This window comes from Mycobacterium sp. TH-M11 (assembly GCF_057473725.1).
The window spans coordinates 1-25,620 of the sequence record NZ_JBYCLD010000066.1 but is presented as its reverse complement, the minus strand read 5'-3'; the positions used below and the strand labels follow the sequence as shown (position 1 = coordinate 25,620).

At 67.5% G+C, this 25,620-nt stretch carries 25 protein-coding genes; 18 read left to right on the top strand and 7 right to left on the bottom strand.

The features are described from left to right. The 7 genes from pafA to AC2VOG_RS02700 form a co-directional block, all read left to right on the top strand. Positions 1–1,098: Pup--protein ligase (gene pafA, locus AC2VOG_RS02730; protein ID WP_486938381.1), on the top strand; the 1,098-nt coding region annotated here is incomplete at its 5' end. Positions 1,099–1,201: 103 nt separating this feature from the next. Next, a complete protein-coding gene (locus AC2VOG_RS02725) occupies positions 1,202–2,194 on the top strand; it encodes a helix-turn-helix transcriptional regulator (RefSeq protein ID WP_486938380.1) in 993 nt (330 codons plus the stop codon). Beyond that, positions 2,191–3,162: a helix-turn-helix transcriptional regulator gene (locus AC2VOG_RS02720; protein ID WP_486938379.1), complete on the top strand. Its 972-nt coding sequence runs from the start codon at positions 2,191–2,193 to the stop codon at positions 3,160–3,162. The genes AC2VOG_RS02725 and AC2VOG_RS02720 overlap by 4 nt, the downstream gene beginning before the upstream one ends. 50 nt (positions 3,163–3,212) lie before the next feature. Next, entirely contained in the window at positions 3,213–3,455 is a 243-nt protein-coding gene (gene tatA, locus AC2VOG_RS02715; RefSeq protein WP_486938378.1) for a Sec-independent protein translocase subunit TatA, read from the top strand. A gap of 39 nt (positions 3,456–3,494) precedes the next feature. Continuing rightward, a complete protein-coding gene (tatC, locus tag AC2VOG_RS02710; protein WP_486938377.1) occupies positions 3,495–4,445 on the top strand; it encodes a twin-arginine translocase subunit TatC in 951 nt (316 codons plus the stop codon). Then, a complete protein-coding gene (locus AC2VOG_RS02705; RefSeq protein ID WP_486938376.1) occupies positions 4,429–7,215 on the top strand; it encodes a DEAD/DEAH box helicase in 2,787 nt (928 codons plus the stop codon). The genes tatC and AC2VOG_RS02705 overlap by 17 nt, the downstream gene beginning before the upstream one ends. A gap of 68 nt (positions 7,216–7,283) precedes the next feature. Beyond that, a complete protein-coding gene (locus tag AC2VOG_RS02700) occupies positions 7,284–8,054 on the top strand; it encodes a DUF4333 domain-containing protein (protein ID WP_486938375.1) in 771 nt (256 codons plus the stop codon). Between the two features lies 1 nt (position 8,055). On the opposite strand, the gene AC2VOG_RS02695 is transcribed toward AC2VOG_RS02700, so the two are convergent. Continuing rightward, positions 8,056–9,006, bottom strand: coding sequence for a 5'-3' exonuclease (locus AC2VOG_RS02695; RefSeq protein WP_486938374.1), 951 nt, complete (start codon positions 9,004–9,006; stop codon positions 8,056–8,058). A 30-nt stretch (positions 9,007–9,036) separates the two neighbouring features. On the opposite strand from AC2VOG_RS02695, the gene AC2VOG_RS02690 reads away from it, so the two are divergent. Together AC2VOG_RS02690 and AC2VOG_RS02685 are read left to right on the top strand one after the other, a co-directional pair. Then, positions 9,037–10,167, top strand: coding sequence for a M24 family metallopeptidase (locus tag AC2VOG_RS02690; RefSeq protein WP_486938373.1), 1,131 nt, complete (start codon positions 9,037–9,039; stop codon positions 10,165–10,167). A gap of 53 nt (positions 10,168–10,220) precedes the next feature. After that, positions 10,221–10,886, top strand: a complete 666-nt coding sequence (locus AC2VOG_RS02685) for a GNAT family N-acetyltransferase (RefSeq protein WP_486938372.1) — start codon at positions 10,221–10,223, stop codon at positions 10,884–10,886. 4 nt (positions 10,887–10,890) lie between these two features. On the opposite strand, the gene AC2VOG_RS02680 is transcribed toward AC2VOG_RS02685, so the two are convergent. Beyond that, positions 10,891–11,304: a F420-dependent biliverdin reductase gene (locus AC2VOG_RS02680; protein ID WP_486938371.1), complete on the bottom strand. Its 414-nt coding sequence runs from the start codon at positions 11,302–11,304 to the stop codon at positions 10,891–10,893. A gap of 35 nt (positions 11,305–11,339) precedes the next feature. Between AC2VOG_RS02680 and dprE2 the strand changes: the two genes are divergently transcribed. Further along, positions 11,340–12,089: a decaprenylphospho-beta-D-erythro-pentofuranosid-2-ulose 2-reductase gene (dprE2, locus tag AC2VOG_RS02675; protein WP_486938370.1), complete on the top strand. Its 750-nt coding sequence runs from the start codon at positions 11,340–11,342 to the stop codon at positions 12,087–12,089. 309 nt (positions 12,090–12,398) lie between these two features. Here dprE2 and AC2VOG_RS02670 read toward each other — a convergent pair whose 3' ends face one another. Continuing rightward, entirely contained in the window at positions 12,399–12,800 is a 402-nt protein-coding gene (locus tag AC2VOG_RS02670) for a type II toxin-antitoxin system VapC family toxin (protein WP_486938369.1), read from the bottom strand. After that, complete coding sequence (locus AC2VOG_RS02665; RefSeq protein WP_486938367.1) at positions 12,797–13,045, bottom strand: AbrB/MazE/SpoVT family DNA-binding domain-containing protein; 249 nt, start codon at positions 13,043–13,045, stop codon at positions 12,797–12,799. Before AC2VOG_RS02665 ends, AC2VOG_RS02670 begins: the two co-directional genes overlap by 4 nt. 708 nt (positions 13,046–13,753) lie before the next feature. Here AC2VOG_RS02665 and AC2VOG_RS02660 point away from each other — a divergent pair. Next, entirely contained in the window at positions 13,754–14,479 is a 726-nt protein-coding gene (locus tag AC2VOG_RS02660) for a hypothetical protein (protein WP_486938366.1), read from the top strand. 88 nt (positions 14,480–14,567) lie between these two features. Here AC2VOG_RS02660 and AC2VOG_RS02655 read toward each other — a convergent pair whose 3' ends face one another. After that, positions 14,568–14,921, bottom strand: a complete 354-nt coding sequence (locus AC2VOG_RS02655) for a DUF222 domain-containing protein (RefSeq protein ID WP_486938383.1) — start codon at positions 14,919–14,921, stop codon at positions 14,568–14,570. 91 nt (positions 14,922–15,012) lie between these two features. Between AC2VOG_RS02655 and AC2VOG_RS02650 the strand changes: the two genes are divergently transcribed. Beyond that, positions 15,013–15,396 carry a PPOX class F420-dependent oxidoreductase gene (locus tag AC2VOG_RS02650; protein ID WP_486938365.1) on the top strand — a complete coding sequence of 128 codons (384 nt, stop codon included), beginning with the start codon at positions 15,013–15,015 and terminating at the stop codon, positions 15,394–15,396. Here AC2VOG_RS02650 and AC2VOG_RS02645 read toward each other — a convergent pair. Beyond that, positions 15,379–16,080 carry a dienelactone hydrolase family protein gene (locus tag AC2VOG_RS02645; protein WP_486938364.1) on the bottom strand — a complete coding sequence of 234 codons (702 nt, stop codon included), beginning with the start codon at positions 16,078–16,080 and terminating at the stop codon, positions 15,379–15,381. The two genes, AC2VOG_RS02650 and AC2VOG_RS02645, sit on opposite strands and share 18 nt — an antisense overlap. A gap of 66 nt (positions 16,081–16,146) precedes the next feature. On the opposite strand from AC2VOG_RS02645, the gene AC2VOG_RS02640 reads away from it, so the two are divergent. From AC2VOG_RS02640 to AC2VOG_RS02625, 4 genes are all read left to right on the top strand, one after another. Further along, positions 16,147–16,620 carry an FxsA family protein gene (locus tag AC2VOG_RS02640; RefSeq protein ID WP_486938363.1) on the top strand — a complete coding sequence of 158 codons (474 nt, stop codon included), beginning with the start codon at positions 16,147–16,149 and terminating at the stop codon, positions 16,618–16,620. A 95-nt stretch (positions 16,621–16,715) separates the two neighbouring features. Next, positions 16,716–18,254 carry an amidohydrolase gene (locus AC2VOG_RS02635; protein ID WP_486938382.1) on the top strand — a complete coding sequence of 513 codons (1,539 nt, stop codon included), beginning with the start codon at positions 16,716–16,718 and terminating at the stop codon, positions 18,252–18,254. Further along, positions 18,247–20,331 carry an apolipoprotein N-acyltransferase gene (gene lnt, locus AC2VOG_RS02630; RefSeq protein WP_486938362.1) on the top strand — a complete coding sequence of 695 codons (2,085 nt, stop codon included), beginning with the start codon at positions 18,247–18,249 and terminating at the stop codon, positions 20,329–20,331. The genes AC2VOG_RS02635 and lnt overlap by 8 nt, the downstream gene beginning before the upstream one ends. Continuing rightward, the gene (locus AC2VOG_RS02625; RefSeq protein WP_486938361.1) at positions 20,328–21,101 is read left to right on the top strand and encodes a polyprenol monophosphomannose synthase; all 774 of its coding nucleotides are present in this window, start codon (positions 20,328–20,330) and stop codon (positions 21,099–21,101) included. The genes lnt and AC2VOG_RS02625 overlap by 4 nt, the downstream gene beginning before the upstream one ends. Before the next feature lie 3 nt (positions 21,102–21,104). Here AC2VOG_RS02625 and AC2VOG_RS02620 read toward each other — a convergent pair whose 3' ends face one another. Continuing rightward, complete coding sequence (locus AC2VOG_RS02620) at positions 21,105–21,443, bottom strand: RNA polymerase-binding protein RbpA (protein WP_486938360.1); 339 nt, start codon at positions 21,441–21,443, stop codon at positions 21,105–21,107. 152 nt (positions 21,444–21,595) lie between these two features. Here AC2VOG_RS02620 and AC2VOG_RS02615 point away from each other — a divergent pair, with 152 nt between their 5' ends. Then, positions 21,596–21,934: a hypothetical protein gene (locus AC2VOG_RS02615; RefSeq protein ID WP_486938359.1), complete on the top strand. Its 339-nt coding sequence runs from the start codon at positions 21,596–21,598 to the stop codon at positions 21,932–21,934. 234 nt (positions 21,935–22,168) lie between these two features. After that, a partial coding sequence (locus AC2VOG_RS02610; RefSeq protein ID WP_486938358.1) for a type I polyketide synthase occupies positions 22,169–25,620 on the top strand: 3,452 nt, incomplete at its 3' end.

The following is a 25,620-nucleotide window of genomic DNA, read 5'->3' as shown; positions in this document are numbered from 1 at the left end:
GACCTGCTGATCGACGCCGAGCAGCGGCTGGCCGACGAGGGCATCGGCGGCGACATCTACCTGTTCAAGAACAACACCGATTCGGCGGGCAACTCCTACGGCTGCCACGAGAACTACCTGATCGTGCGGGCCGGCGAGTTCTCCCGGATCTCCGACGTGCTGCTGCCTTTCCTGGTCACCCGCCAGCTCATCTGCGGCGCGGGCAAGGTGCTGCAAACCCCGAAGGCGGCCACCTTCTGCCTGTCGCAACGGGCCGAACACATCTGGGAAGGCGTCTCCTCGGCCACCACGCGCAGCCGTCCCATCATCAACACCCGCGACGAACCGCACGCCGATGCCGAGAAGTACCGGCGCCTGCACGTCATCGTCGGCGACTCCAACATGTGCGAGTCCACCACCATGCTCAAGGTGGGCGCCGCGTCGCTGGTGCTGGAGATGATCGAAGCCGGCGTCGCTTTCCGAGACTTTTCGCTCGACAACCCGATCCGCGCCATCCGTGAAGTCAGTCACGACAGCAGCGGCCGGCGGCCGGTACGGCTGGCCGGCGGGCGTCAGGCCAGCGCGCTGGATATCCAGCGGGAGTACTACGCGCGCGCCGTCGAGCACTTGCAGACCCGCGAGCCCAACGCGCAGATCGAGCAGGTCGTCGACCTGTGGGGTCGCCAACTCGACGCGGTGGAAAGCCAGGACTTCGCCAAGGTCGACACCGAAATCGACTGGGTGATCAAGCGCAAGCTGTTTCAGCGCTACCAGGACCGCTATGACATGGAGCTGTCCGACCCCAAGATCGCCCAGCTTGATTTGGCCTACCACGACATCAAGCGCGGCCGTGGAGTCTTCGACCTGCTGCAGCGCAAGGGCCTGGCCGCGCGCATCACCACCGACGAGGACATCGACGCGGCCGTCGACCAACCGCCGCAGACCACCCGGGCCCGGCTGCGCGGTGAGTTCATCAGCGCCGCTCAGGCCGCGGGTCGCGATTTCACCGTGGACTGGGTGCACCTCAAACTCAACGACCAGGCGCAGCGCACCGTGCTGTGCAAGGATCCCTTCCGGTCGGTCGACGAGCGGGTCAAGAGGCTGATCGCCAGCATGTAGCTGAGCGCTCGCCGGCCGCGTTCGGCAAGCAGTCAGGCTCGCCCGCCAAGATGGCCGCGCTGCATTGACTTTGCCGCGCAGGGTATTGCCCTAACCTCTAGGCGTGGCGGTTTCCAAAGTCGAGCGGCTGATGAATCTGGTCATCGCGCTGCTGTCCACCCGTAGCTACATCACCGCGGAGAAGATCCGCTCCAGCGTGGCCGGGTACGCCGACAGCGTCAGCGATGAAGCGTTTTCGCGCATGTTCGAGCGCGACAAGAACGAACTGCGCGATCTGGGCATCCCGCTGGAGACCGGCCGGGTCTCGTCCTACGACCCGGTGGAGGGTTACCGGATCAACCGCGACAGCTATGCGCTGCCCGCTGTCGAGTTGACCGCCGACGAGGCCGCCGCCGTCGCGGTGGCCACCCAGTTGTGGGAGTCACCTGAGCTGATCACCGCCACCCAGGGTGCACTGCTGAAATTGCGGGCAGCCGGAGTTGACGTCGACCCCGACGCGCCGATCGCCATCGCGTCACCGGCCGGCAGCGTCGGACTGCGTGGCTCCGAAAACGTGCTGAACGCGCTGCTGGCGGCGGTCACGGCCCGGCAGGCCGTGCAGTTTCGGCACCGGCCGTCGCGTGCCGACCCGTATACGGTTCGCACGGTCGAGCCGTGGGGAGTGGTGACCGAGAAAGGTCGCTGGTACCTCGTCGGTCACGACCGAGACCGCAACGCCACCCGTACGTTCCGGTTGTCGCGCATCGGAGCCGAGGTGACACCGGTCGGTCCGGCCGGTGTCGTTGAGACACCCGACGACATCGATCTGCGCGACATCGTCGCCAAGGTCGTCGGTGACCCACCGACGGGCGTGCGGGCACAGGTCTGGGTCGCCGACGGACGCGCCACCGCGCTGCGGCGCGCCGGGACGTCGTTGGGGTCGCGGCAGGTCAACGGCCGCGATGGCGAGGTCATCGAGGTCGACGTCGGAACCACCGGCCGGCTGGCGCGCGATATCGCCGGCTACGCCGCCGACGCCGTCGTCTTAGAACCCGCAACGCTGCGCGACGAGGTATTGGGCCTGTTGCGCGCCCACGTCGAGGAGCCGCGCTCGTGACACCCGTGTCGACCCGCCTGGTGCGTCTGCTGAACATGGTTCCCTACTTTCAGGCCAACCCGCGCGTAACCCGCACCCAAGCCGCCTCTGAACTGGGCGTCTCGGTCGAGCAGCTCGGGGCGGACCTCGACCAGCTGTGGTTGTGCGGCCTGCCGGGTTATGGCCCGGGCGATCTGATCGACTTCGAATTCACCGGCGACACCATCGAGGTGATCTTCTCCGCCGGAATCGACACCCCGCTGCAGCTGACCTCGCCCGAGGCGACCGGACTGCTGCTGGCGCTGCGCGCGCTTGCCGACATTGCCGGGGTGGTCGATCCGGAAGCCGCGCGCAGCGCGATCGCCAAGATCGAAGCCGCTGCGGGCGCGGCCGGACACGGCAGCGAGGTCACCGAGGTCGATGATCCCGCGCCGGTCGAAGGTGCGGCGGCTGCGGCGGTTCGCGCCGCGGTTCGCGCCGGCAAGGCGTTGAGCATCGACTACTACGCCGCCTCGCACGACACGCTGGCCACCCGCATCGTGGACCCGATCCGGATCCTGCTCATCGGCGGCCAGAGCTATCTGGAGGCGTGGTCGCGGGAGTCCGAAGGAGTCCGGCTGTTCCGGTTCGACCGTATCGTCGGGGCGACCGTGCTCGACGAGCCCGCTGCGCCACCAGAACCCGCGATCCAGGCGCCGCCGGACACCTCACTGTTCGACGCCGACCCGTCGTTGCCGTCGGCGAGGTTGCGGTTGGCGCCCGAAGCGTCCTGGATGTTCGAGTACTACCCGATGCGGTTGCTGCACGAACTGCCCGGCGGTTACTGCGAGGCGGCGATGACCTACGCCTCCGAAGACTGGATGGCCCGCCAGGTACTGGGTCTGGGCTCCGCGGTCCGGGTACTTGAGCCGGATTCGCTGGCCAACCGGGTCGCCACCGAGGCTGTCGCCGCGTTGGCGGCCTACCAGGCCGCGGCGCGGCCCGGCTGATCGAACCGCGGCTGCGGTAGCATCGTGGGGACATCTGGAGGTAAACACACGTGAACGCTCTGACTCCGGGTCACCTGGCTATCATCGCGGTCCTGGTGATTGTTTTGTTCGGCGCCAAGAGGCTGCCCGACGCCGCACGCTCACTGGGTAAGTCGCTGCGCATCTTCAAATCCGAGGTCCGCGAACTGCAAAGCGACCACAAATCCGATCCGTCCGTCACCCAGGCCGCGCCGGCACAGCCGGTGCACTCCGAGCGGGTCGATCCGCCGGCGGCCGACGGTCGCTCGGCCTAGCCTGGCTTCGCCGCCACGGCGCCCGAGCGCCAATTCACTGTGCGCACCACCGATTTGTTCCGGCGGCTAGATCCGCGTTCGCGTCGTAGCCGTACCAACCCCGACGCGACCATGTCACTCGTGGCCCATCTCACCGAGTTGCGCGCGCGACTGCTGATCTCGCTGGCGATCATCGCGCTGACCACCGCGGTTGGCTTCGTCTGGTATTCCCAGCCGTTGTTCGGCACGGAAAGCCTCGGCGAGTGGCTGCGTCATCCGTACTGCGCGTTGCCACCATCGGCGCGGGCCGACATCGCCAACGGCCAATGCCGGCTGCTGGCCACGGCACCGTTCGACCAGTTCATGCTCCGGCTCAAAGTGGCATTGACGGCCGGTGTGGTGCTGGCCTGCCCGATGTGGCTGTACCAGTTGTGGGCGTTCATCACCCCCGGGTTGTACAAGAAGGAGAAGCGGTTCGCGGTCGCGTTCGTGGTTCCGGCGGCGCTGTTGTTCGTCACCGGCGCGGTGCTGGCCTATCTCGTGCTGGCCAAAGCCCTGCACTTCCTGCTGACCGTCGGCAGCGACGTGCAGGTGACCGCGCTGTCGGGCGATCGGTATTTCGGGTTCCTGATCAACCTGCTGTTGGTGTTCGGCGTCAGCTTCGAATTCCCGCTGCTCGTCGTGATGCTCAACTTCGTCGGGGTGTTGACCTACGAGCGACTCAAGTCAGCGCGGCGTGGCCTGATCTTCGCCATGTTCGTCTTCGCGGCGATTTTCACGCCCGGCTCCGACCCGTTCTCGATGACGGCGCTGGGCCTGGCGCTGACGCTGCTGCTCGAACTGTCCATCCAAATCGCGCGCGTGCACGACAAACGCAAAGCCAGACGCGAAGCGCTGACCGCCCTCCACGACGACGAAGCATCGGTCATCGATCCGCCGCCCGCGGTCGACTCACCGTCTGCGGTCGGAGCACCGTCGAGCATCGCCGGACCTCATGACGACATCACCTGACGCCGGCAGCGGTGATGCGCTCGCCGGTGAATTAGCGCGATTCGCAGCGGAACTGGCATTCGAGCTCGATCCTTTCCAACGGCGGGCCTGTGCGGCCCTGGAGGGCGGCCACGGTGTGCTGGTGTGTGCCCCGACCGGGGCCGGCAAGACCATCGTCGGAGAATTCGCGGTGCACCTGGCGTTGGCCTCGGGCGGTAAGTGCTTCTACACGACGCCGATCAAGGCGCTGAGCAACCAGAAGCACAGCGATTTCGTGGCCCGCTACGGCAGAGAGCAGATCGGGCTACTCACCGGCGATCAGTCGGTCAATGCCGACGCCCCGGTGGTGGTGATGACCACCGAGGTGCTGCGCAACATGCTTTACGCGGATTCTCCTGCGTTGCAAGGTCTTTCATATGTGGTCATGGATGAGGTGCATTTTCTGGCCGACCGGATGAGGGGCGCGGTGTGGGAGGAGGTGATCCTGCATTTGCCCGACGACGTTCGACTGGTCAGCCTGTCGGCGACGGTCAGCAACGCCGAGGAGTTCGGCGGCTGGATCCAGACCGTGCGCGGCGACACTACCGTCGTGGTCGACGACCACCGTCCGGTCCCGCTGTGGCAGCACATGCTGGTCGGCAAGCGACTCTTTGACCTCTTCGACTACAGCGCACCCGAGTCAGGGGACCGGCGGCACGCAATCGTCGACCCAAACCTGTTGCGCCACATCGCCCATCGACGTGAGGCCGATCGACTGGCCGACTGGCGCGGTCCGCGAGGCGGGGGCGGCCGAAGTGGCTCCGGGCGCCCGGGTTTCTACCGCCCGCCGCCGCGCCCGGACGTCATACGGCTGCTCGACGCGGACGGACTGTTGCCGGCGATCACGTTCGTGTTCTCCCGGGTCGGTTGCGACGCCGCGGTGACACAGTGTCTTCGGTCGTCGCTACGGCTGACCACCGAAGCGGAGCGGGCGCAGATTGCCGAGGTAATCGACCATCGCTGCGGTGACCTCGAAGACTCAGACCTCGACGTGCTCGGCTACCACCAGTGGCGCGAGGCGCTGATGCGCGGCATCGCCGCCCACCACGCCGGCCTGCTTCCGGTTTTCCGGCATACCGTCGAGGAGCTCTTCACCGCGGGGTTGATCCGCGCCGTCTTCGCCACCGAGACACTGGCTTTGGGGATCAACATGCCCGCGCGCTCGGTGGTGTTGGAGCGGCTGGTGAAGTACAACGGCGAGCAGCACTTGCCGTTGACGCCTGGCGAGTACACCCAGCTGACCGGCCGGGCGGGTCGGCGCGGCATCGACGTCGAGGGTCACGCCGTGGTGCTCTGGCATCCCGGCGAGGAGACCACCCAACCGGCCGAGGTAGCGGGCCTGGCCTCGACCCGGACCTTCCCACTGCGCAGTTCGTTCGCGCCGTCGTACAACATGACGATCAACCTGGTGAACCGGGTGGGCACCGAGCAGGCGCACCGGCTCTTGGAGCGGTCGTTCGCGCAGTATCAGGCCGACCGCTCGGTGGTCGGCCTGGTCCGTGGCATCGAACGTGGCCGCCAGATGCTCGACGACGTTGCCGCCGAACTCGGCGGCAAGGATGCGGCCGTCCTTGACTATGCCCGGCTGCGGGAAGAGATCAGCCAGTACGAGCGCGCGCAGGCCCGCGCATCACGCCTGCAGCGTCGTCAGGCGATCAACGACGCGCTATCGACGCTGCGCAAGGGGGACATCATCACGATCACGCACGGGCGGCGCGGCGGGCTGGCAGTCGTCCTGGAGGCGGCCCGCGACGAGTCCGACCCGCGTCCGTTGGTGCTCACCGAAAACCGTTGGGCGGGAAGGATTTCCTCAGCGGACTATTCCGGGGAGTCGGCGCCCGTCGGATCGATGACGTTGCCCAAGCGCATCGAACACCGGCAACCGCGGGTTCGCCGCGACCTGGCGTCGGCGCTGCGTTCGGCGGCCGCCGGACTGCCGGCCTCCGGCGGCCGCAGCGCCAAGCGCCCCGAAGGCCGCGACGCCGACCCCGAGTTGGCGGCGCTGCGGGAGAAGATGCGTCGTCATCCGGGCCACCGCGACGCTGATCGTGAAACCCGGATCCGGATCGCCGAGCGCTACCTGCGCATCGAGCGCGACAATGCGGCGCTGGAGAAGAAGGTCGCCGCCGCCACCAACTCGTTGGCCCGCACGTTCGACCGGATCGTCGGGCTGCTGACCGAGCGCGGATTCATCGCGCTCGACGGCGGCCGTCCCACGGTGACTGACGACGGCCGCCTGCTGGCCCGGATCTACAGCGAGAGCGACCTGCTGGTTGCCGAGTGCCTCCGCGCCGACGTGTGGACCGGGCTCCAGGACGCCGAACTCGCGGCCGTGCTGTCGTCGGTGGTGTATGAGACCCGCGGCGGAGATGGACCCGGGGCGCCGCGCAACGACCAGGTGCCGACGCCGAAGCTGCGGCAGGCGCTCACCCAGACACGCCGACTCTCGGCACAGTTGCGCGCCGACGAGCAGCGCCACCGCATCACGCCCAGCCGCGAGCCGGACGACGGTTTCGTGGCCGCCATCTACCGTTGGGCCAGCAGCGGCGACTTGGTCACCGCCTTGGCCGCCGCCGACAGCGAGGGCACCGGCTCGGCCCTGTCGCCCGGCGATTTCGTCCGGTGGTGTCGACAGGTACTGGATCTGCTGGACCAGGTGCGCAACGCCGCCCCGCAACCCCAGCTCAGAACCGCAGCCAAACGCGCGATCGACGCGATTCGGCGCGGCGTCGTGGCGGTTGACGCCGGGTAGGCTGAGCCGAGGTTACGGTTGCCTACGGCGACCGATGCGATGACTGCAACCAGGAGGATTGAGACACGATGAGCGGACCGCAGGGATCCGACCCGACGCAGGGGTGGCAGCCGCCGCAGGGCGAAGGTCAGCAATCCGGCGAGGATCAGCTCCAGCAGGCCTCACCGTGGCAACAACAACCAGGCGGTGAGCAGGGCTGGCAGGTCGCCGGCGGCGAACAGCCAACCTGGCAGGCGCCGGCCTACACGCCCACCGAGTACGGGCAATATCAGCAGCCGCCGATGCAGTATTACCCACCGACGCAGTACCCGCAGGTCTACCCGCAGCAGGGGCAGTACCCCGGTCAGCCCGCCGCCTACGCCCCGCAGCCGGGCCAATACGGCCAGCAGCCCGGCCAATACGGTCAGCCCGGTCAGTACGGCCAGCCCGGTCAGTACCCTCAGCAGCCGGGCCAGTACGGCCAGTACCCGGGCCCCTACGGACAGCCGCCGGCCGGGCCGAAGCGCTCGAAGAAGACGGTCGGCACCATTGCCGGTGTCTTGGCGGCCGTCGCCGTCGCAGTGATCCTGGTGCTGGGCTTTTGGGCGCCCGGATTCTTCGTCACCACCAAGCTCGATGTCGGCAAGGCCGAGGCCGGTGTTCAACAGATCCTCACCGACGGCACGAACGGGTACGGCGCGAAGAACGTCAAGGACGTCAAGTGCAACAACGGTCAGAACCCGACCGTCAAGAAGGGGCAGACCTTCGACTGCGACGTCAGCATCGACGGCACCAAGCGGTCGGTCACCGTCACATTCCAGGACAACAAGGGCACCTACGAAGTCGGCCGGCCCAAGTAGCTCACAACGCGTCGAGTGCTTTTTGCAGACGGGCGATCGACGACCCGACGCCCAGTTGGGTGGCAAGCTCGGCCACCCGTGGCGGATCCACCGCCGCCAGGGGCAGTGCATCGCTGTCGGTGGAGAAGGTGACCGGGGCGTCGGTCGCCACGCGGACCACCGGTCCGGCCGCCTCGATGTAGTCGGCCGCTGATCTCAGTTTGGTTCTAACTCCGTTGGCCAGTGCCGATTTCGGATCCTCGACGGCGGCCAGGATGGCCTCCAGTGAGCCGTGCTGTGCCAGCAGTGTCGCCGCGGTCTTCTCGCCGATCCCGGGCACGCCGGGCAGCCCGTCGGATGGATCGCCGCGCAGCAGGGCCAGTTCGGCGTAGGCCTGGCCAGCCCGTTCGGCCGGCACGCCGTAGCGTTCGGCTACCTCGGCGGGACCCAGCAGTGTCGCGTTGGTCAGACCGCGGCCGAGGTAGAGCACCCCGATGGCGACCGGTTCGTCGCGGACCACCTGCAGCAGGTCGCGGTCGCCGCTGACGACGATCACCGGATCGTGGCGCTCCCGGGCGGCCAGCGTGCCGATCACATCGTCGGCTTCGTAGCCGTCGGCGCCGCCGGTGCAGATGCCGAAGGCGTCGAGAATGTCGGCGATCATCTCGACTTGCGGTGACAGGTCGTCGGGAACCTCCTCGACATCGGTTCGCCCGCTTGGGTTTTCCTCCTCGACCCGGTGCGCCTTGTACGACGGGATGGCCTCGACGCGAAACTGCGGGCGCCAGTCCACATCCAGGCAGACCACCAGTCGGCCGGGTCGGTGTCGGGTGATCACGGTGGCGACGGAGTCGAGGAAGCCGCGGACCGCGTTGACCGGTCGACCGTCGGGGGAGGTGATCGAGGAGGGGACGCCGAAGAAGGACCGAAACCACATGCTGGCGCCGTCGAGTAGCAGCAGCGGTGCGGACATGCCCGTCATCCTGCCAGTAGCCTGGCACGCATGAGTCCCAACCGGTTCGATGCCGACGTTTACCGCCGCCGGGTGGCAGCCGCGACGGCGGCCACCGAGACAGCGGGCCTGGCCGGTCTGGTGATCACGCCCGGCTACGACCTGCGCTATCTGGTCGGCTCGCGGGCGCAGACCTTCGAACGACTCACCGCGCTGGTGCTGCCGGTCTCCGGTGACCCGACGATCGTCGTGCCGCGGCTGGAGTTGGCGTCGCTGAAGGAGTCTGCGGCGGCTGAACTCGGTGTGGTGGTTCGGGATTGGGTCGACGGCGACGACCCCTATGCGTTGGTTGCCGCCGCGGTGGGCGGCGCCCCGGCGGCGACCGCGGTCACCGACTCGATGCCGGCTCTCCACCTGCTGCCGCTGGCCGACGTGCTCGGTGTGCTGCCGGTGTTGGCCACCGACGTCTTGCGGGAACTGCGGATGGTCAAGGACGACGCCGAGATCGACGCGCTGCGTAAAGCGGGCGCTGCGATCGACCGGGTGCACGCCCGGGTTCCGCAGTTTCTGGTGCCGGGCCGAACCGAGGCCGACGTCGCGGCCGATATCGCCGAAGCCATTGTCGCCGAGGGCCATACGGAGGTGGCGTTTGTCATCGTCGGCTCCGGACCGCACGGCGCCGACCCGCACCACGAATACTCCGACCGCGAGATCCAGGTCGGCGACATCGTCGTCGTCGACATCGGTGGCCCTTACGCCCCTGGCTACAATTCCGACTCGACTCGCACCTACAGTATGGGTCAGCCTAAACCCGAAGTGGCACAGTGCTATTCGGTTCTGCAACGGGCGCAGCGGGCGGCCGTCGAGGCGGTGCGCCCCGGGGTGACCGCCGAGCAGGTCGACGCCGCCGCCCGCGACGTGCTTGCCGAGGCCGGGCTCGCCGAGTACTTCGTGCACCGCACCGGCCACGGCATCGGGTTGTCGGTGCACGAGGAGCCCTACATCGTCGCGGGCAACGACCTGCCGCTCAAGGCCGGCATGGCGTTCTCTGTGGAGCCGGGAATTTACTTCCCCGGTCATTGGGGAGCCCGGATCGAAGACATCGTGGTCGTGGGGGAGCGAGGCGCCCAGTCGGTGAACCACCGGCCACACGAACTGATCGTGGTGCCAGTTCAGACCTGAGTCCACAGCAACGCGGCAGGCGCAGAACGCACCTGGGGTACTACGCTAAAACCATGACTGACCACGACCGCGCCGCCGCCCGCCGAGAGATCACCAACGCGCTGATGAACGCGCTGGAACGACGTCACGAAGTGCTCGACCTGATCGTGGAGGCCGACGACCGGCCCGCGGCGGTGGATCGCATCGTGGAGTTGCTCGGCACCTCGCGGCTGGGCGCCGAAGCGGTGATCGGAATGTCGTTCGACCAGTTGACCAAGGACTCGCGTAAGAAGATCGTCGCCGAGCTCGAAGACCTGAACAATATTCTGAGTTTCACCTTCAAGGACCGTCCGGCCAGCGCCGGCGAAACCCTGGCGCTGCGGCCGTTCTCCGTTGCCGCCGACCGCGACATCTTTTCGGTCCGGACCGAGGAGATCGGTGCCAAGGGCGACGGCTCGGGTGCCCCTGCCGGTGGGGTTGAGGACGAAATCCGTTCGGCGCAAGAACGTTTCGACGCCGAGGAAGCCGCCTGGTTCGTCGCGGTCGACGGCGACGAGAAGGTCGGGATGGTGTTCGGCGAGTTGAACGGACACGAGGTGCACGTCCGTATCTGGATTCACCCCAACTACCGGCACCGCGGTTACGGCACCGCTGCGCTGGCCAAGTCGCGGCCGGAGATGGCCGCTTATTTCCCGGCGGTGCCGCTGGTGATCCGGGCGCCGGGCGCGACCCTGGTCTAGAGGATTACTCGGCCTTGCGGGTCAACAGATCTGACGATCCCAGCACTCGCTCCACGTGCACCTCGATGACCACCCGGCGCGGGTTCTCCCGAGGTGTGCGGTAGCGCTGGGCGTAGCGCAGTTCCGCGTCGCGCACGGCGTCGGTGTCGCCGTTGACGCTCGCCCGGCCTTCCAGCGACAGCCAACGGGCGCCGTCGACCTGGCTGAGGACCGCGACCCCGCCGCGGTCGGCGTTGACCGCCTTCTGCGAGCCGCCGGTGGTGATCACCCGGGCGAGGTGCGTTTTCGGGTCGAACGTGAAACCCACCGCCACCACGTGCGGCGAGTTGTCGGCACGCAGCGTGGTCAGCATGGCGAGGTGACGCTCGGTCAGAAATGCCAGCGCATCGTCGGTCAGCCGGGCCGTGGAGTTCGCCATCATCGCCTACGCTAGCGCAGGAGATAATCGCAACCGTGGACGACACGGGCGCGCGCACGGTGCTGATTCTGGGTGGCCGCAGCGAAATCGGCGTCGAACTCGCCGTGCGGCTTGCGCCGCACTCGTCGATCGTGCTGGCGGCCCGCAACGCCGACCGGCTCGCCGACGAGGTTGCGGCGATTCAGGCGGCCGGGGCAGCAAACGTGTCGACCCTCGAATTCGATGCCGACGACATCGAATCGCACGGGCCGCTGGTCGATTCCGTCGTCGCCGAGCACGGCTCGATCGATGTTGCGGTGTTGGCGTTCGGGATCCTCGGCGACCAGAGCCGCGCCGAGACCGACGCCGCGCATGCGGTGGCGGTGGTGCATACCGACTACGTCGCGCAGGTCAGCATGCTCATTCAGCTGGCCACCGCGATGCGCCACGCCGGTCGCGGGGCGCTGGTGGTGTTCTCCTCGATCGCCGGCGCTCGGGTGCGTCGGGCCAACTACGTCTACGGGTCGGCCAAGGCCGGCTTGGACGGATTCGCCAGCGGGCTCTCCGATGCGCTGCACGGAAGCGGTGTGCGGTTACTGCTGGTGCGGCCCGGGTTCGTGATCGGCCGGATGACGCAGGGCATGACGCCGGCGCCGCTGTCCAGCACCCCGGCGCAGGTGGCCGCGGCGACGGCGCGGGCGCTGGCCAAGGGCCGACGCACGGTGTGGATTCCGTGGGCATTGGGGCCCGTTTCGATCGTGTTCGCGCTGCTGCCGCAGTTCGTCTGGCGCAGGATGCCGCGTTGAGATGTCACCCCCGCAGTGTCAGAACGGCGGTGGCTCGTCGTGGGCCACGATGGGCGCTGCGGGCGCGCCTGGCCGCTTCCGGTTGCGGCCACGCTGCTCGGCCTGCGTAGCTGGCCCGATTCTGTGCGCGCGTGCGTCGGCGCTTGGGCATCTTCGCGGTGCGGTCGGGGCGGTGTGACGGTGCCGTCGGGAGTTGCTGGTCGTGCCGCCCCAGAACGTTTTGATCAAATGATGAAGGCGGCGCAGGCATTTCAGCTTTCTCGCAAGTCGGGAACCTACCCCCTCGCGGTGGGCGTCGCCGTCATCGGCTCAGACCGGCGGTGGTTCAATCCGTTCAACTGTGGCGACGCGGTCGATGGATCGGTCGAAAGAGGCCACCCTCCCGACTCCGGTGCTCTCGGCGCAAGCGACGAGGTAGGACTCCGCGAAGTCAATCCGGTCAGTCTCGTAAACCGCGATTGCACGCAAAAGAAGCGCTGGGTCCACGCAGGCAATCGAGTTGAATGCGATGAGCGACCTCATGGCTTCGGCAACCTGCTGGCGAGGTGCTTGGTAAAAGGACTCCAATACGTACACAGTCTCAGCCACGATGAGGTCGGTCAGCAATAACTCTCGTTCGGTCCGGAGGTAGGCGGTCGCGCGGGCCGCCATCGTGGGTGGGTCGCCCGTGAGATGACGGACGAGGATGTTGGTGTCGATGATCGCGGTCAACGGCGGTCCGAAGCTCGAGCGGTCCTGGTGCGACGGAGCACCTCATCCCAGGACATGTTGCGTTTCGCCGTCGGCACCGGGACCGTTGCCGCCAGGCTAAGAAAGTCTGGTGTCCGGGCCAACACCGCTCGATTGCCTTCCACTCGGAAGATGACGTTGTCGCCTTCCTCAAGGCCGAGCGCATCTCGCACTGCCTTTGGAACGGTTACCTGCCCCTTTGATGTCAGCTTGGCAGCAACATCCATGACAACTCCTTACATTTCTCCTGAGGTAAGGATACGCGAAGTGGGGCGAGAGCGACATCGCCGATATGTAGGTCTATTTCGCCGATTCGCGAAACCTAGCCGGAGCCGTCGCAGTCGGACGTCAGGCCTGGAATCGCCCGCAGGCCCACCTTTACGGGCTGCCTCACATGTCGCAAACGACGCCCCACAGCCCCTATCGTGACATTCACCAGTGGTTTTCGTCAGTGGTGACGCCAAACAAGACCGAGACAGCCGACCTTGCTCGCGAGTCGGGGACCCCTTACTGCGGGCGTTTTCGGGTCAGGTGCGGGCCACGTGCGTCGAGTGTGCGTCCTGGGCGTCGAGCGTGAAACGTGGGCGGGAGAATCGCGAAAATCCCGCCCACGTTTCACACTCGACGCCAGCAGTGGCAGACAGAAAGCGGCAAGCGCACGACCGGCCGACACACCAGCATCAGGTTGCTCGCAAGTTCGGATCTACCCCCATGCGTCCGGGATAAAGCCTGCGCCCGATTTGGTGACCAGGCGCGATAACACAGTGGCCTTGTCGAGGGTGGGTGTGCGGGTCGGTTTGGTGGTGCCGAACAGGAACCGGAGATCGGTTCCTTGGTAAATCGAGTTCCAAGACGCGGGTGCGCGGCGATCGCGGATTCGGCGACGGAAGGATGTCGGTATGTCTGTTAATTGTTTCGGCCGCTTGGGTGTTGGCATGGGATTGGTCGGTGGTGCCGCCGCGGTTGCTGCGGCACTCGGAGTGGGTGTGGCGCATGCCGATAGCGGTGACGACGTGATTAACGGCTGGACGGTGACGCCGACCAGTGACACCGCGGATGCGCTGACCAACGCGACACTGTCGGACCCGAGCGATTCATTGGGGCTGGGTACATCGCCGATAGCCGGTGAGTTTGACAGCTATCCGGCGATGTTGAACAGCATCGGGACGTTTGACCAATTCAGCACATCGCCGGTTTCAACCGACAATCTCTTCATCCAAGACGCCTGGCTCCCAGGACTCGAACAAGCTGTGGTCAGGGTGAACGACAGCAGTTCTCTTTCCTACCTGGTGCCCGTCGGCGACAGCCACCAGGTGGTTGATCTGGTCAACTTCGGCGGCTCCGACGCGCCGCCGCTGTTCAACCCCGACGCCACCAGCCCGGTCGACGTCGGCGGAGTGGAGCTGGCGTCTCCGCAGGACGGGGCGCTGTTCAACGACCTGGCCAATGCGGTGTTCACCGGTGATACCGCAGACTTCGGCAAGGCGACGACGTTGTTCGACGACCTGCTCGGTGCTACAAGTGGCGGTGTGGCTGCGGATGTCGCGGCCAATAGTGGTATCGACACCATGTCGGCCGCCGATCTCGCCTCGGGGCTGGACCCCGCGACGGCGGTGGACCCCTCCGTATTTGCTGACCTGCTCTCGTCAATCGCGTTCTGACCGCCGCGCCGACGCGATGCGACCTCAGTGAGCAAATAGTCGCTAAATCCGCCATGGGGTTTGGCGTCATGACCGCGCACCGCTCGCCTCAGCCTATGGAGTCACACCGGGTGCCGTGTGGGTCAGGCAACAGAGTTTGGTGGTTTCGTCGAGGAGGGGCATCGGCGTTTACGGGTCGGATGTTGTGGTCGCGAAGGAGCGCTACCACCAGCGGCAGTCGCGTGCGCATGGCGCGGGCGTAATAGAGGTGGCTGGTCGCCAACGCCTGACCGACGCGCAACGCGGCAGCCTCCTCCGCGGCGACCGCCTCCTGGGTGTCCGTGCACCACGTCTCGCGCCCGCCGAGCTGACGCAAACGACATGAGTCCACCTCGCCGACCACTGCCAGGCGCCTGCCCGCAGAACGGTTTTCGGCCCGTCGGGCCGCCTTGAGCTCGTCCACCAGCACTGCCGACTCCGGCCACGGCCTACGCAATTAGAACACGTGTTCGATTACGTCAGAATCTACTGACGCTCGCCTCTACACTGACGTCATGGCTCCCAGTTTTGCAGATGTCGCCAAGGCGAAATACGTCCTTTTGACCACGTTCACCAAGGATGGCCGGCCCAAGCCAACACCGATCTGGGCCGCCAACGAAGGCGACCGCCTGCTGGTGATCACGCAGGCAAAGTCGTGGAAGGTCAAGCGAATCCGCAACACTCCGCGGGTCACGCTGGCCGTCTGCGACATGCGGGGAAACCCGACAAGTGAGCCCATCGAAGCGACCGCCACCGTCCTCGACACGTCGCAGACCGGCAAGGTGTACGACGCCATCGGGCGCGAGTACGGCATAGTCGGCAAGCTCTTCAGCGTGTTCAGCAAATTGCGCGGCGGCATGGCAGCCAACGTGGGTCTGGAACTACGCGCCGCTTCGTAGGTGTTCGCCGAAGAAGGCGAAGACTCGCGCCCACGCGTCCTCGGTGGATGCGGCGTCGTAGCCGAAGCCGGTGACGCGCAGCAGCGGCTGCGCGGGCAGCTTGTTGGCGAAGCTGTGCCCGACCTTCGGGTAGGTCTTGACGTCGTTGGTGATGCCCTTGTGATCCAGCACCCGGTGCAGCTTTTTCGGCGCCCCGATGCCCAACGGGTCGCGGGCGCCGAAGCTGGCGACCACCGGGCAGGCCCCTTCCAGCGTCTCGCTGAGCTGGCGGGGCAGCGGCGCGCCGTAGAACGGTGCGGAAGCGTCAAAGCCTTTGGGCGACATGACAAGTGCGAACTGTCCGCCCATGCAGAATCCGGCGATGCCGACGCGCCCCGTGCATTCCGGCAGGGCCTTGAGGTGGTCGCGGGCCGCCAGCACGTCGTCGAGAGCCTGCCCCTTCTTGGTGAGCAACTGGCGCATCACCGTGGTGATGCAACGCGCCCAGCCGCCGCGGGAAAACAGGTTCGGGGTCAGCGCGACATATCCGGCCGCGGCGACGTGGCTGTTGATCGCTTCCTTGTCCGACGCGTAACCGATTGCGTCATGGATGATCACCACGCCGGGCCACGGGCCTGGGCCCTCGGGGATGTCGAGCAGCGCGTCGATCGGGCCGGTCGGGGTGTCGATCTCGATTGTCGTCACCACGCCATCTAACCGCGCGAGGGCGGTCCGTGGAACTCCGGCCGCCGTCGGCGACGTTGCACGTTTATGGTGTCACGACTGTTTGTGGTCTACGTCGTCGTCGAGCTTGCCGTCGTCGTGGCGCTGGCGTCGACGATCGGGCTCGGGTGGACACTGCTGCTGCTGTTGGCCGCGATCGGCGCGGGCCTCGCGCTCGCGGGCTCGCAACTCAAGCGGCAGCTCAACCGCCTGAGGTCGGGTCTGGGTGCCGACCAACCGCGACTGGCCGCCGACGGCCTGGCTGTCGCGTTGGGAACCCTGCTCGTGGTGGTGCCCGGCCTGGTGACCAGCGTCGCGGGGCTACTGCTGTTGCTACCGCCGACTCGAGCCGCCGCTCGCCCGCTGGTGGGCGCCATCGCCGTCCGTGGTTTCGCGCGGCGCATTCCCCTGATCACCGTCGCCGGCGCCGAGGTGTTCAACCGCGGGCCCCGCGGCGACTACATCGACGGTGAGGTCATCGAGGTCACTGAAGTCGAACCGCCCGCCCTGCGGTCCGAGTAGCTCAACCGTTTAGGTTCTTCGGCGTGACCGACGTCCCAGCCACGCTGCTGCTCAACGGCAGGGTGTACAGCCCGAGCCATCCCGACGCCACCGCGATGGCGGTGCGCGACGGGAGTGTGGTGTGGCTGGGCAGCGACGACATCGGCCGCGACCAGTTCGCCGGCGCGGACGTCGTCGACCTGGCCGGCGGCTTAGTCGCTCCGGCATTCGTCGACAGCCACGTCCACCTCACCGCGACCGGGCTGACGTTCACCGGCCTTGACCTGCGGACCGCCACCTCGTCGCGGCACTGCCTGCAGCTGATCGCCGACTACGCGGCGGCTCACCCCGGCGAGCCGATCTGGGGTCACGGCTGGGATGAGTCGTCGTGGCCGGAGAACGCGGCACCGAGCACCGCGGATCTCGACGCCATGATCGGTGACCGGCCCGCCTACCTGGCCCGGGTCGACGTGCATTCCGCGCTGGCGTCGACCGGTCTGCGGCGGCGTGTCGACGCCCTGGCCTCGGCCACAGGATTCGACGAGCAGCGGCCCTTGGTGGCCGAGGCGCATCACGGGGTCCGCGCTGCCGCGCGCAACCTACTGACCGACGCTCAGCGCAGCGCCGCGCGACTGGCCGCCTTGGCTGCCGCGGCCGCCAATGGGATTGTCGCCGTGCACGAGTGCGCCGGTCCGCAGATCGGTGGACTGGACGACTGGCAGCAACTGCGCGCCATCGACCACGGCGTCGAGGTGATCGGCTATTGGGGTGAGGCGGTCACCAGCCCCGCCGCGGCACGTGAACTTCTCGGCGAGACCGGCGCGGCGGGACTGGCCGGCGACCTGTTTGTCGATGGGGCCGTCGGGTCGCGCACCGCCTGGCTGCACGACCCCTACCACGACGCAGCCGAGCATCGCGGGACCCGCTATCTCGACGGCGACACCGTCGCGGCGCACCTCGCGGCGTGCACCGAAGCCGGTGTGACGGCTGGATTCCACGTTATCGGCGACGCCGCGGTCGCCAGCGTGGTCGACGCCCTGGAGCGGGTGGTCGACGATCTCGGTGTGCCCGCCGTGGCCCGCTGTGGCCACCGCCTCGAACACCTGGAGATGGTCACCCCCGAGCAGGCAACCAAGCTCGGCAGCTGGGGAGTGATCGCGAGCATGCAACCCAATTTCGACGCGCTCTGGGGCGGGCGTCAGGGCATGTATGCCCGTCGTCTCGGTATCGATCGAGCGGGGCGTCTGAACCCGTTTGCGCTGTTAGCATCCCAAGGCGTGGCTCTCGCGTTCGGATCCGACGCCCCGGTGACGGGCCTGGACCCATGGACGACAATCCGGGCGGCCGTCAACCACCACAACCCCGACAGTGCGATTTCTTCGCGAGCCGCGTTCGCTGCCGCGACTCGTGGGGGTTGGCGGGCCTGCGGCGCCGGCGACGGGCTCTGCGGCAGCCTGGTCCCGGGCGCACCCGCGTCGTATGCGGTGTGGGACGTCGACGAATTCGAATCGACCGCGTCGACGTCAAGCCAAGCCGTGCGCCGATGGTCCACCGACCCTCGTTCGCAGGTGCCGGCCTTGCCGCGGCTGGATTCGACTGACCGGCTACCGCGCTGCCGCCAGACGGTCCATCGCGGCTCGGTGATCCATGCCTAGGGGTATTTGGCGAATCCGGCCCGCCAAGAACACCGAGACCACCGACGTCTTCCCGGCGATCACGGACCCGGTCAAGGACGACCTGGCCGTGACCGGCGAAAGCCCGGTCGTCGACACCGAACTCGACCGCAGCATCGAGGTCGACATCGAGGACGATCTCGAGCCGCCTGACGCGCCGCACGACCGGCTCGCGGCGGTACGCGACCGGACTGTGCGAATCGGCGCGTTTCTGTGGCGACGATTGGTGCACCTGACCGCGGCGCTGCTGGTGTGGCTGGCTGCCGAGGCGAGCGTGCGGGTGCCTGCGGCGGGCAGGTGGCTGCGGCCGCGGCTGACGCGGCTGAGCGCTTCGATCGTCGCCGGTCTGTTGCTGTGCTCGAGCTATCCGAGATTCAACTGGTGGTGGGCCGCCGTCCTGGCCTTCGCCGTGCTGGCCTGGGTGCTGACCCGGCGGGCCACCACGCCGTTCGGCGGTTTCGGTTACGGATTTCTGTTCGGCCTGGCGTTCTATCTGCCGCTGATCCGCTGGATCAGCATCCTGGTCGGCGACACGCCACTGCTGGCCTTGGTGCTGATGTGCGCGCTGTTCCCGGGCCTCTTCGGGCTCGCGGCCGTCACCGCGCGACGGCTTCCGGGCTGGCCGGTCTGGTTCGCGGTGCTGTGGGTGGCTCAGGAATGGCTCAAGTGCACGATTCCATTCGGCGGCTTCCCGTGGGGAGTGGTCGCTGCGGGGCAGACGTCGGGGCCGTTTCTGCCGTTGGCGCGGCTGGGTGGCGTGCCGCTGTTGTCGCTGGCGATCGTGCTCACCGGCTTCGGTGCCGCCGCGTTCGTCATGGAGGCGGTGTCGTGGTGGTGGGCATCGCACCGGCGCCAGTCCGCCGGGGACGCGCTGGTCGCCGACGCCCCGCCGGCGGTATTGCTGCCCGCGTTCTGCATCTGCCTGATGTTCTTGCTGGCCGCTGCCGTCTGGCCGCAGGTTCGGCGCTCCGGCACCGGGTCCGGCAACGAGCCCGTCGTCACCGCCGCGGTGGTGCAGGGCAACGTGCCTCGGCTAGGCCTGGAGTTCAACGCGCAGCGCCTTGCGGTGCTGGGCAACGACGTGCGCGAAACCCGAATGCTGGCCAACGATGTGCGCGCCGGCCGTGCCCCGCAGCCCGACTTCGTGGTCTGGCCCGAAGACGCGTCGGAAATTGATCCGCTTGTCAATCCTGACGCTGCGCAGGAGATTGCGGTTGCGGTCGACGCGATCGGGGTGCCGATCCTGGTCGGCACGGTGCTCGATGTCCCGAATCGGGCAAACGCCGATCCAGCTCAGACGAACACCGTGATCGTCTGGAACCCGAAAACAGGTCCCGGCGACCGGCACGACAAGCGGATCGTGCAGCCGTTCGGCGAATACCTGCCGTGGCGCGGCTTCTTCAAGCAGCTGTCCGGCATGGCTGATATGGCCGGGTACATCGTGCCGGGGAAGGGTTCCGGGGTGGTGCGGGCCAACGGAACCCCGATCGGCATCGCGACCTGCTGGGAGGTCGGCTTCGACCGCGCGCTGCGGCACTCGGTTCGCAACGGGGCGCAGTTGCTGGCGGTGCCGGCCAACAACGCCAACTTCAACCAGACGATGAGCGAACAGCAGCTCGCGTTCTCCAAACTGCGCGCAGTGGAGTTGGACCGCTACACGCTGGTGTCCAGCAACGTCGGAATCTCGGCGATCGTCACTCCGGACGGGCGCGAACTGGGGCGGACCCGCTTCTTTACACCCGGCTACCTGGACAACCAGGTCCGGCTCAAAAAGACGATGACTCCCGCCGCGAAGTGGAGTCCGATTCTCCAGGGAGCTCTCGTCGTGGCCGCTCTGGCGGTCCTGTTCGCCGCGATGCTGCAGAATGGATGGTTCGCGGATATCCACCGAAGGCTGTCCGAGTTGGCAAACCGGGGCGCCCCCGCGGCGGAGAGCTCCGACGACGATGCTCCCGACGCCGACGAACTGGCTGCCCCGGACGAGGCGTCGAGCGCCGCCGACCCCGACGACGACCGTCGACACCCCGCCCGTCCAGGGCCAGAAAAAGGAGATCTATGACCACCGGCGATTCGGGCGCGCGCCCCAGCCTGCGCACCCTGGTGATCATCCCGACCTTCAACGAGCGGGAGAATCTTCCGCTCATTGTGCAGCGACTGCGCGCGGCGCGCCCCGATGTGCACGTCCTGGTAGTCGACGACAACAGCCCAGACGGCACCGGGCAGCTGGCCGAGGACCTGGCGGCGGCGCATCCCGGGCTGATCCACGTCATGCACCGCACCGTCAAGGATGGCCTCGGAGCGGCTTACCTGGCCGGCTTTGCCTGGGGGCTGGACCGCGGATACACCACGCTGGTCGAGATGGACGCCGACGGCAGCCACGCACCTGAGCAGTTACACCTGCTGCTCGAGGGCATCGACGCCGGCGCCGACCTGGTGATCGGTTCGCGCTACGTCGATGGGGGCAACGTGAAGAACTGGCCCTGGCGACGCTGGGCGCTGTCGTGGACGGCCAACACCTACGCCCGGGTGGCGCTGGGTATCGGCATCCACGACATCACCGCCGGTTACCGCGCGTACCGCCGCGATGTGCTGGAAAAAATCGACCTCGACCACGTCGACTCCAAGGGCTACTGCTTCCAGATCGACCTGACCTGGCGCACCATCACCAACGGCTTCGCGGTGGCCGAGGTGCCGATCACCTTTACCGAGCGCGAACTCGGCGTATCGAAAATGAGTGGATCCAACATTCGCGAAGCGGTGGTGAAAGTGGCGCAGTGGGGGATCGACGGGCGCCTGCACCGCACGCGCGCGACCCCGGTCAAGCACTGAGCGTCAGTTGCCGCGGCGGCGGGTGCGAATCAGATCGAGACGCTCTTTGAGCAGCTCCTCGAGCTCTTCGACCGAGCGGCGCTCCAGCAGCATGTCCCAGTGGGTGCGGGGTGGCTTGACCTTTTTCGGTTCGGGCAGGTCACCCTCGATGAGGGTGCCCTCCATGCCGTTGCGGCACTGCCAGGTGCCCGGGATCTCGGCATCGTCGGCGAACGGAACGTCGAATTCCTCGCCGTTTTCGGTGCGGTAGCGCGCAACGTGACGCGGCGCCAAGTCGTGATTGCGGTCGGTCTCGTAGCTTACGGCTCCAAGGCGACTGCCTCTCAAGACGCGATCAGCCATTGGTTAGCACTCCTCTAAGTATCTTCTCAGTAGCTAGCGCCCAGAACAACGTCACGGCGGGCGCGTTGGTTCCCGAGGCCACCGGGCACGGTGGGCGACCCGAGGATTCATGATACCGGGATTCCGCGGGCATCCCGACTAATGTCGGTCCCGTGAGACGCCGTGCCCACCCGCAGCCGTGCCGCTGGTGCGGCCGCGACGTCGCGGACAGCGGGCTGGGCCGGCGCCGCCAGTACTGCCGCCAGTCGTGCCGGCAGCGGGCCTACGAGCAGCGGGCGTCGATCAACGCCGGGCAAGGCGCGGCGGTACCCGCCGACGCCGTCGTGCTCTCCGCCGACGAGGCCGCCGACCTGTCCGATCGCGTCTACCAGGTGCGATGCGCGGCCGAAGACGTGGCCATTGCGCTGGACGAAGGTGCGGGCGCCCCCGAGCTTCGCGAACTGTGCGACGCCTTGATGCGGGCCGCCGCGGCCGCCGACGGGTGGCGCTGACCAGGCTTGGCTCCGGCCGACTTGTGACAGGTACAGTCTCGCCATGGATCGCTGGGCACCGGAATCAGTTGCGGAGCCAGGCCATGTGCGGGGTGGGCGAGTCGGCGCCCGCCAACGATGTTCTCGGGCCGAAGAGCGGGTAAGCCGCCAGCTGTGCGGCAAGTGACGCTGCTCATCATCCAGGGCCGCATTTTTTCTTTGAGCGACGACCGATGTTAGGCGAGGGGTAACGACATGGCTGACCAACTCCAGCATGCAACCGAGGCGTTGCGTAAAGCGCTGGTCCAGGTCGAGCGGCTGAAGACCAAGAACCGGGCGCTGCTGGAGCGCTCCGGTGAGCCGATCGCCATTGTCGGAATGTCGTGCCGATTCCCCGGCGGGGTCGACTCCCCGGAGAGCTTGTGGGAGATGGTCGCCGACAAGCGCGACGTGATGTCGGAATTCCCCACCGACCGGGGCTGGGACCTGGCCGGCCTCTTCGACGACGATCCCGACGCGCCGCACAAGTGCTACGCCCGCTCCGGGGGGTTCGTCGACGACGTGGCCGGTTTCGACGCCGGGTTTTTCGGCGTGGCGCCCAGCGAGGCGTTGGCCACCGACCCGCAGCACCGGATGCTGCTGGAGTTGTCGTGGGAAGCGTTGGAGCGGTCCGGAATTGACCCGACCTCGTTGCGGGGCAGCGCCACCGGCGTCTTCGCCGGAATCATCGTCCAGGGCTACGGCATGCTCGCCGAAGAGATCGAGGGCTACCGGCTGACCGGCATGACTTCCAGCGTGGCCACCGGACGGGTGGCCTATGTCCTCGGACTGGAGGGGCCGGCGGTCTCGGTGGACACCGCGTGCTCCTCGTCGTTGGTGGCCTTGCACATGGCGGTGCAGTCGTTGCGCTCCGGGGAGTGCGACCTCGCGCTGGCCGGCGGCGCGACCGTCAACGCCACCCCGACGGTTTTCATCGAGTTCAGCAGGCACCGCGGCTTGTCACCGGACGGCCGGTGCAAGCCGTTCGCCGGAGCGGCCGATGGCGTGGGCTGGTCCGAGGGTGGCGGAATGCTGGTCGTGGAGCGGCTTTCCGATGCGCTGCGATTGGGACATCCGGTTCTTGCGGTGGTGCGAGGCATCGCGGTCAACCAGGACGGCGCATCGAACGGGCTGACGGCCCCGAACGGCCCCTCCCAACAGCGAGTGGTGCGTACCGCGCTGGCCAACGCCGGGTTGAGCGCGGGCGAGGTGGACGTGGTCGAAGGCCACGGCACCGGAACGACTTTAGGCGACCCGATCGAGGCCCAAGCGCTGCTGGCCACCTACGGCCAAGACCGCGTCGGCACGCCGCTGTGGTTGGGGTCGATCAAATCGAACATGGGACACACCCAGGCCGCCGCCGGAGTGGCCGGCGTCATCAAGATGGTGCAAGCCCTCCGCCACGAAACGCTGCCGGCGACCCTGCACGTGGATGTGCCGAGCCCGCATGTGGACTGGACGGCCGGGTCGGTGGCATTGCTCACGGAAGCGCAGCCCTGGGCGCCCAAGGGTCATGCCCGCCGGGCCGCGGTGTCTTCGTTCGGAATCAGCGGCACCAACGCGCACGTGATCATCGAAGAGTCGCCGGCGGTCGAGCCGGCAGAAACCGTTGCGTCGCAGCGGCCTTCGATTGTGCCGTGGGTGGTGTCGGCCAAGAGTGCGGCGTCATTGGAGGCGCAGGCGCGACGGCTGTCCGAATTCGTCGGCGCTCGTGCGGAACTGAGTGCGACCGACGTGAGCTGGTCGCTGGCGGGTCGTTCGACCTTCGAGCATCGAGCGGTGGTGCTGGGCAGCGACCGCGACCAGTTGCTGGCCGGCCTGGGCGAGCTGGCCCAGGGTCTGACCGGGGCGTCGGTGATCACCGGCTCGGCCGCTCCCGCCGGTAAGACGGTGTTCGTATTCCCCGGTCAGGGCTCGCAGTGGATCGGTATGGGCCTCGAATTGCTGGACTCGGCACCGGTTTTCGCCGAGCAGATGACTGCGTGCGCCGAAGCGTTCGCTGAATTCGTCGACTGGTCGTTGATTGACGTCTTGCGTGGCGCGTCCGGCGCCCCGGAGTTGGAACGCGTCGACGTGGTGCAGCCCGTGCTGTTTGCGGTCATGGTCTCGCTGGCCGAAATGTGGCGCTCGATCGGTGTGCGTCCCGACGCCGTCATCGGCCACTCCCAGGGCGAGATCGCCGCGGCCTACGTCGCCGGCGCCCTGTCGCTGCGCGACGCCGCTCGAGTGGTGACGCTCCGCAGCAAACTGCTGCTGGCGTTGTCCGGCCGCGGGGGGATGGCGGCGCTGGCGTGCGGGCCGGACCAGGCGCGAGAGCTGTTGGTGCCCTATGGCGATCGAGTGAGTATCGCCGCCATCAACGGACCCTCGGCCGTCGTGCTGTCCGGGGAGGTGGCCGCGCTCGACGAGATCGTCGCATCGTGTACCGAACGCGACACGCGGGCTCGCCGCATTGATGTCGACTACGCGTCGCACTCTGTCGCCGTCGACGAGATCGGTGACCAACTCGCGCAAGCGCTGGCCGGTACCGAAGCGCGGTCGACTCGCACGGTGTTCTTCTCCACCGTCACCGGCGACATTCAGGACACTGCAGAGCTCGGGCCCGACTATTGGTTCCGAAACATCCGTCGGACAGTTGAATTCGATCAGGCCGTGCGCACCGCAGCCCACAACGGCTACCGGACTTTCATCGAGTGCAGTCCGCACCCGGCATTGATTGCCGGCATCGAAGAAACCGCGACCGAGGGTGGAGCGGACGCGGTCGTCGTGCCGACACTCGGTCGCGACGACGGCGGACTGCGGCGTTTCCTCGCGTCGGCCGCCCAGGGCTTCGTGTCGGGCGTCAAAGTGGACTGGCGTGCGGCGGTACCCAACGGCAGCTTCGTCGAGTTGCCGACCTATGCCTTTGACCGCAAGCGCTTTTGGCTGTCCGGCGACGGCGCCGCGGTCGACGCGGCCGGGCTGGGGCTCGGCGCCAGCGAACACGCGCTGCTGGGTGCGGTGGTCGAATTGCCGGACTCCGGGGGAGTAGTGCTGACCGGCCGGCTGTCGACCGCCAGCCAAGGCTGGCTCTCCGATCACGCCGTCGACGGCGTGGCGGTGTTCCCCGGTGCGGGCTTCGTCGAGTTGGCGATCCGGGCCGGCGACGAGGTCGGCTGCTCCGTGGTCGATGAGCTCACCCTGCAATCGCCGCTCCTGCTGCCCGCGTCGGGCTCGGTGTCGGTGCAGGTGGTGGTCGGCGCCGACGACGATTCCGGCCAGCGCAGCCTCTCGGTGTTTGCCAGGGAGACTGCCGATTCCGGATGGAACTGCCATGCGACGGGCGTCCTCTCGTCGGCTCCGGTCGAGCCGGCGGCGGACCTTTCGGTGTGGCCACCGGAGGGAGCGACCGCCGTCGACGTGACCGACGGCTATCAACGACTGGCCGAACGCGGCTATCAGTACGGACCGGCGTTTCAGGGTCTGACCGCGTTGTGGCGCCGTGGCGACGAGTTCTTCGCCGAGGTGACGCTGCCGCAGGTGGCCGGCGGTGTGAGCGGCTTCGGGGTGCATCCGGTGCTCCTCGACGCGGCGTTGCACGCGGCTGTGATCACACACTCCGGTGAAGGGGTGGCACTGCCGTTTGCCTGGCAAGGCGTGTCGCTGCACGCGGCAGGAGCATCGGCGGT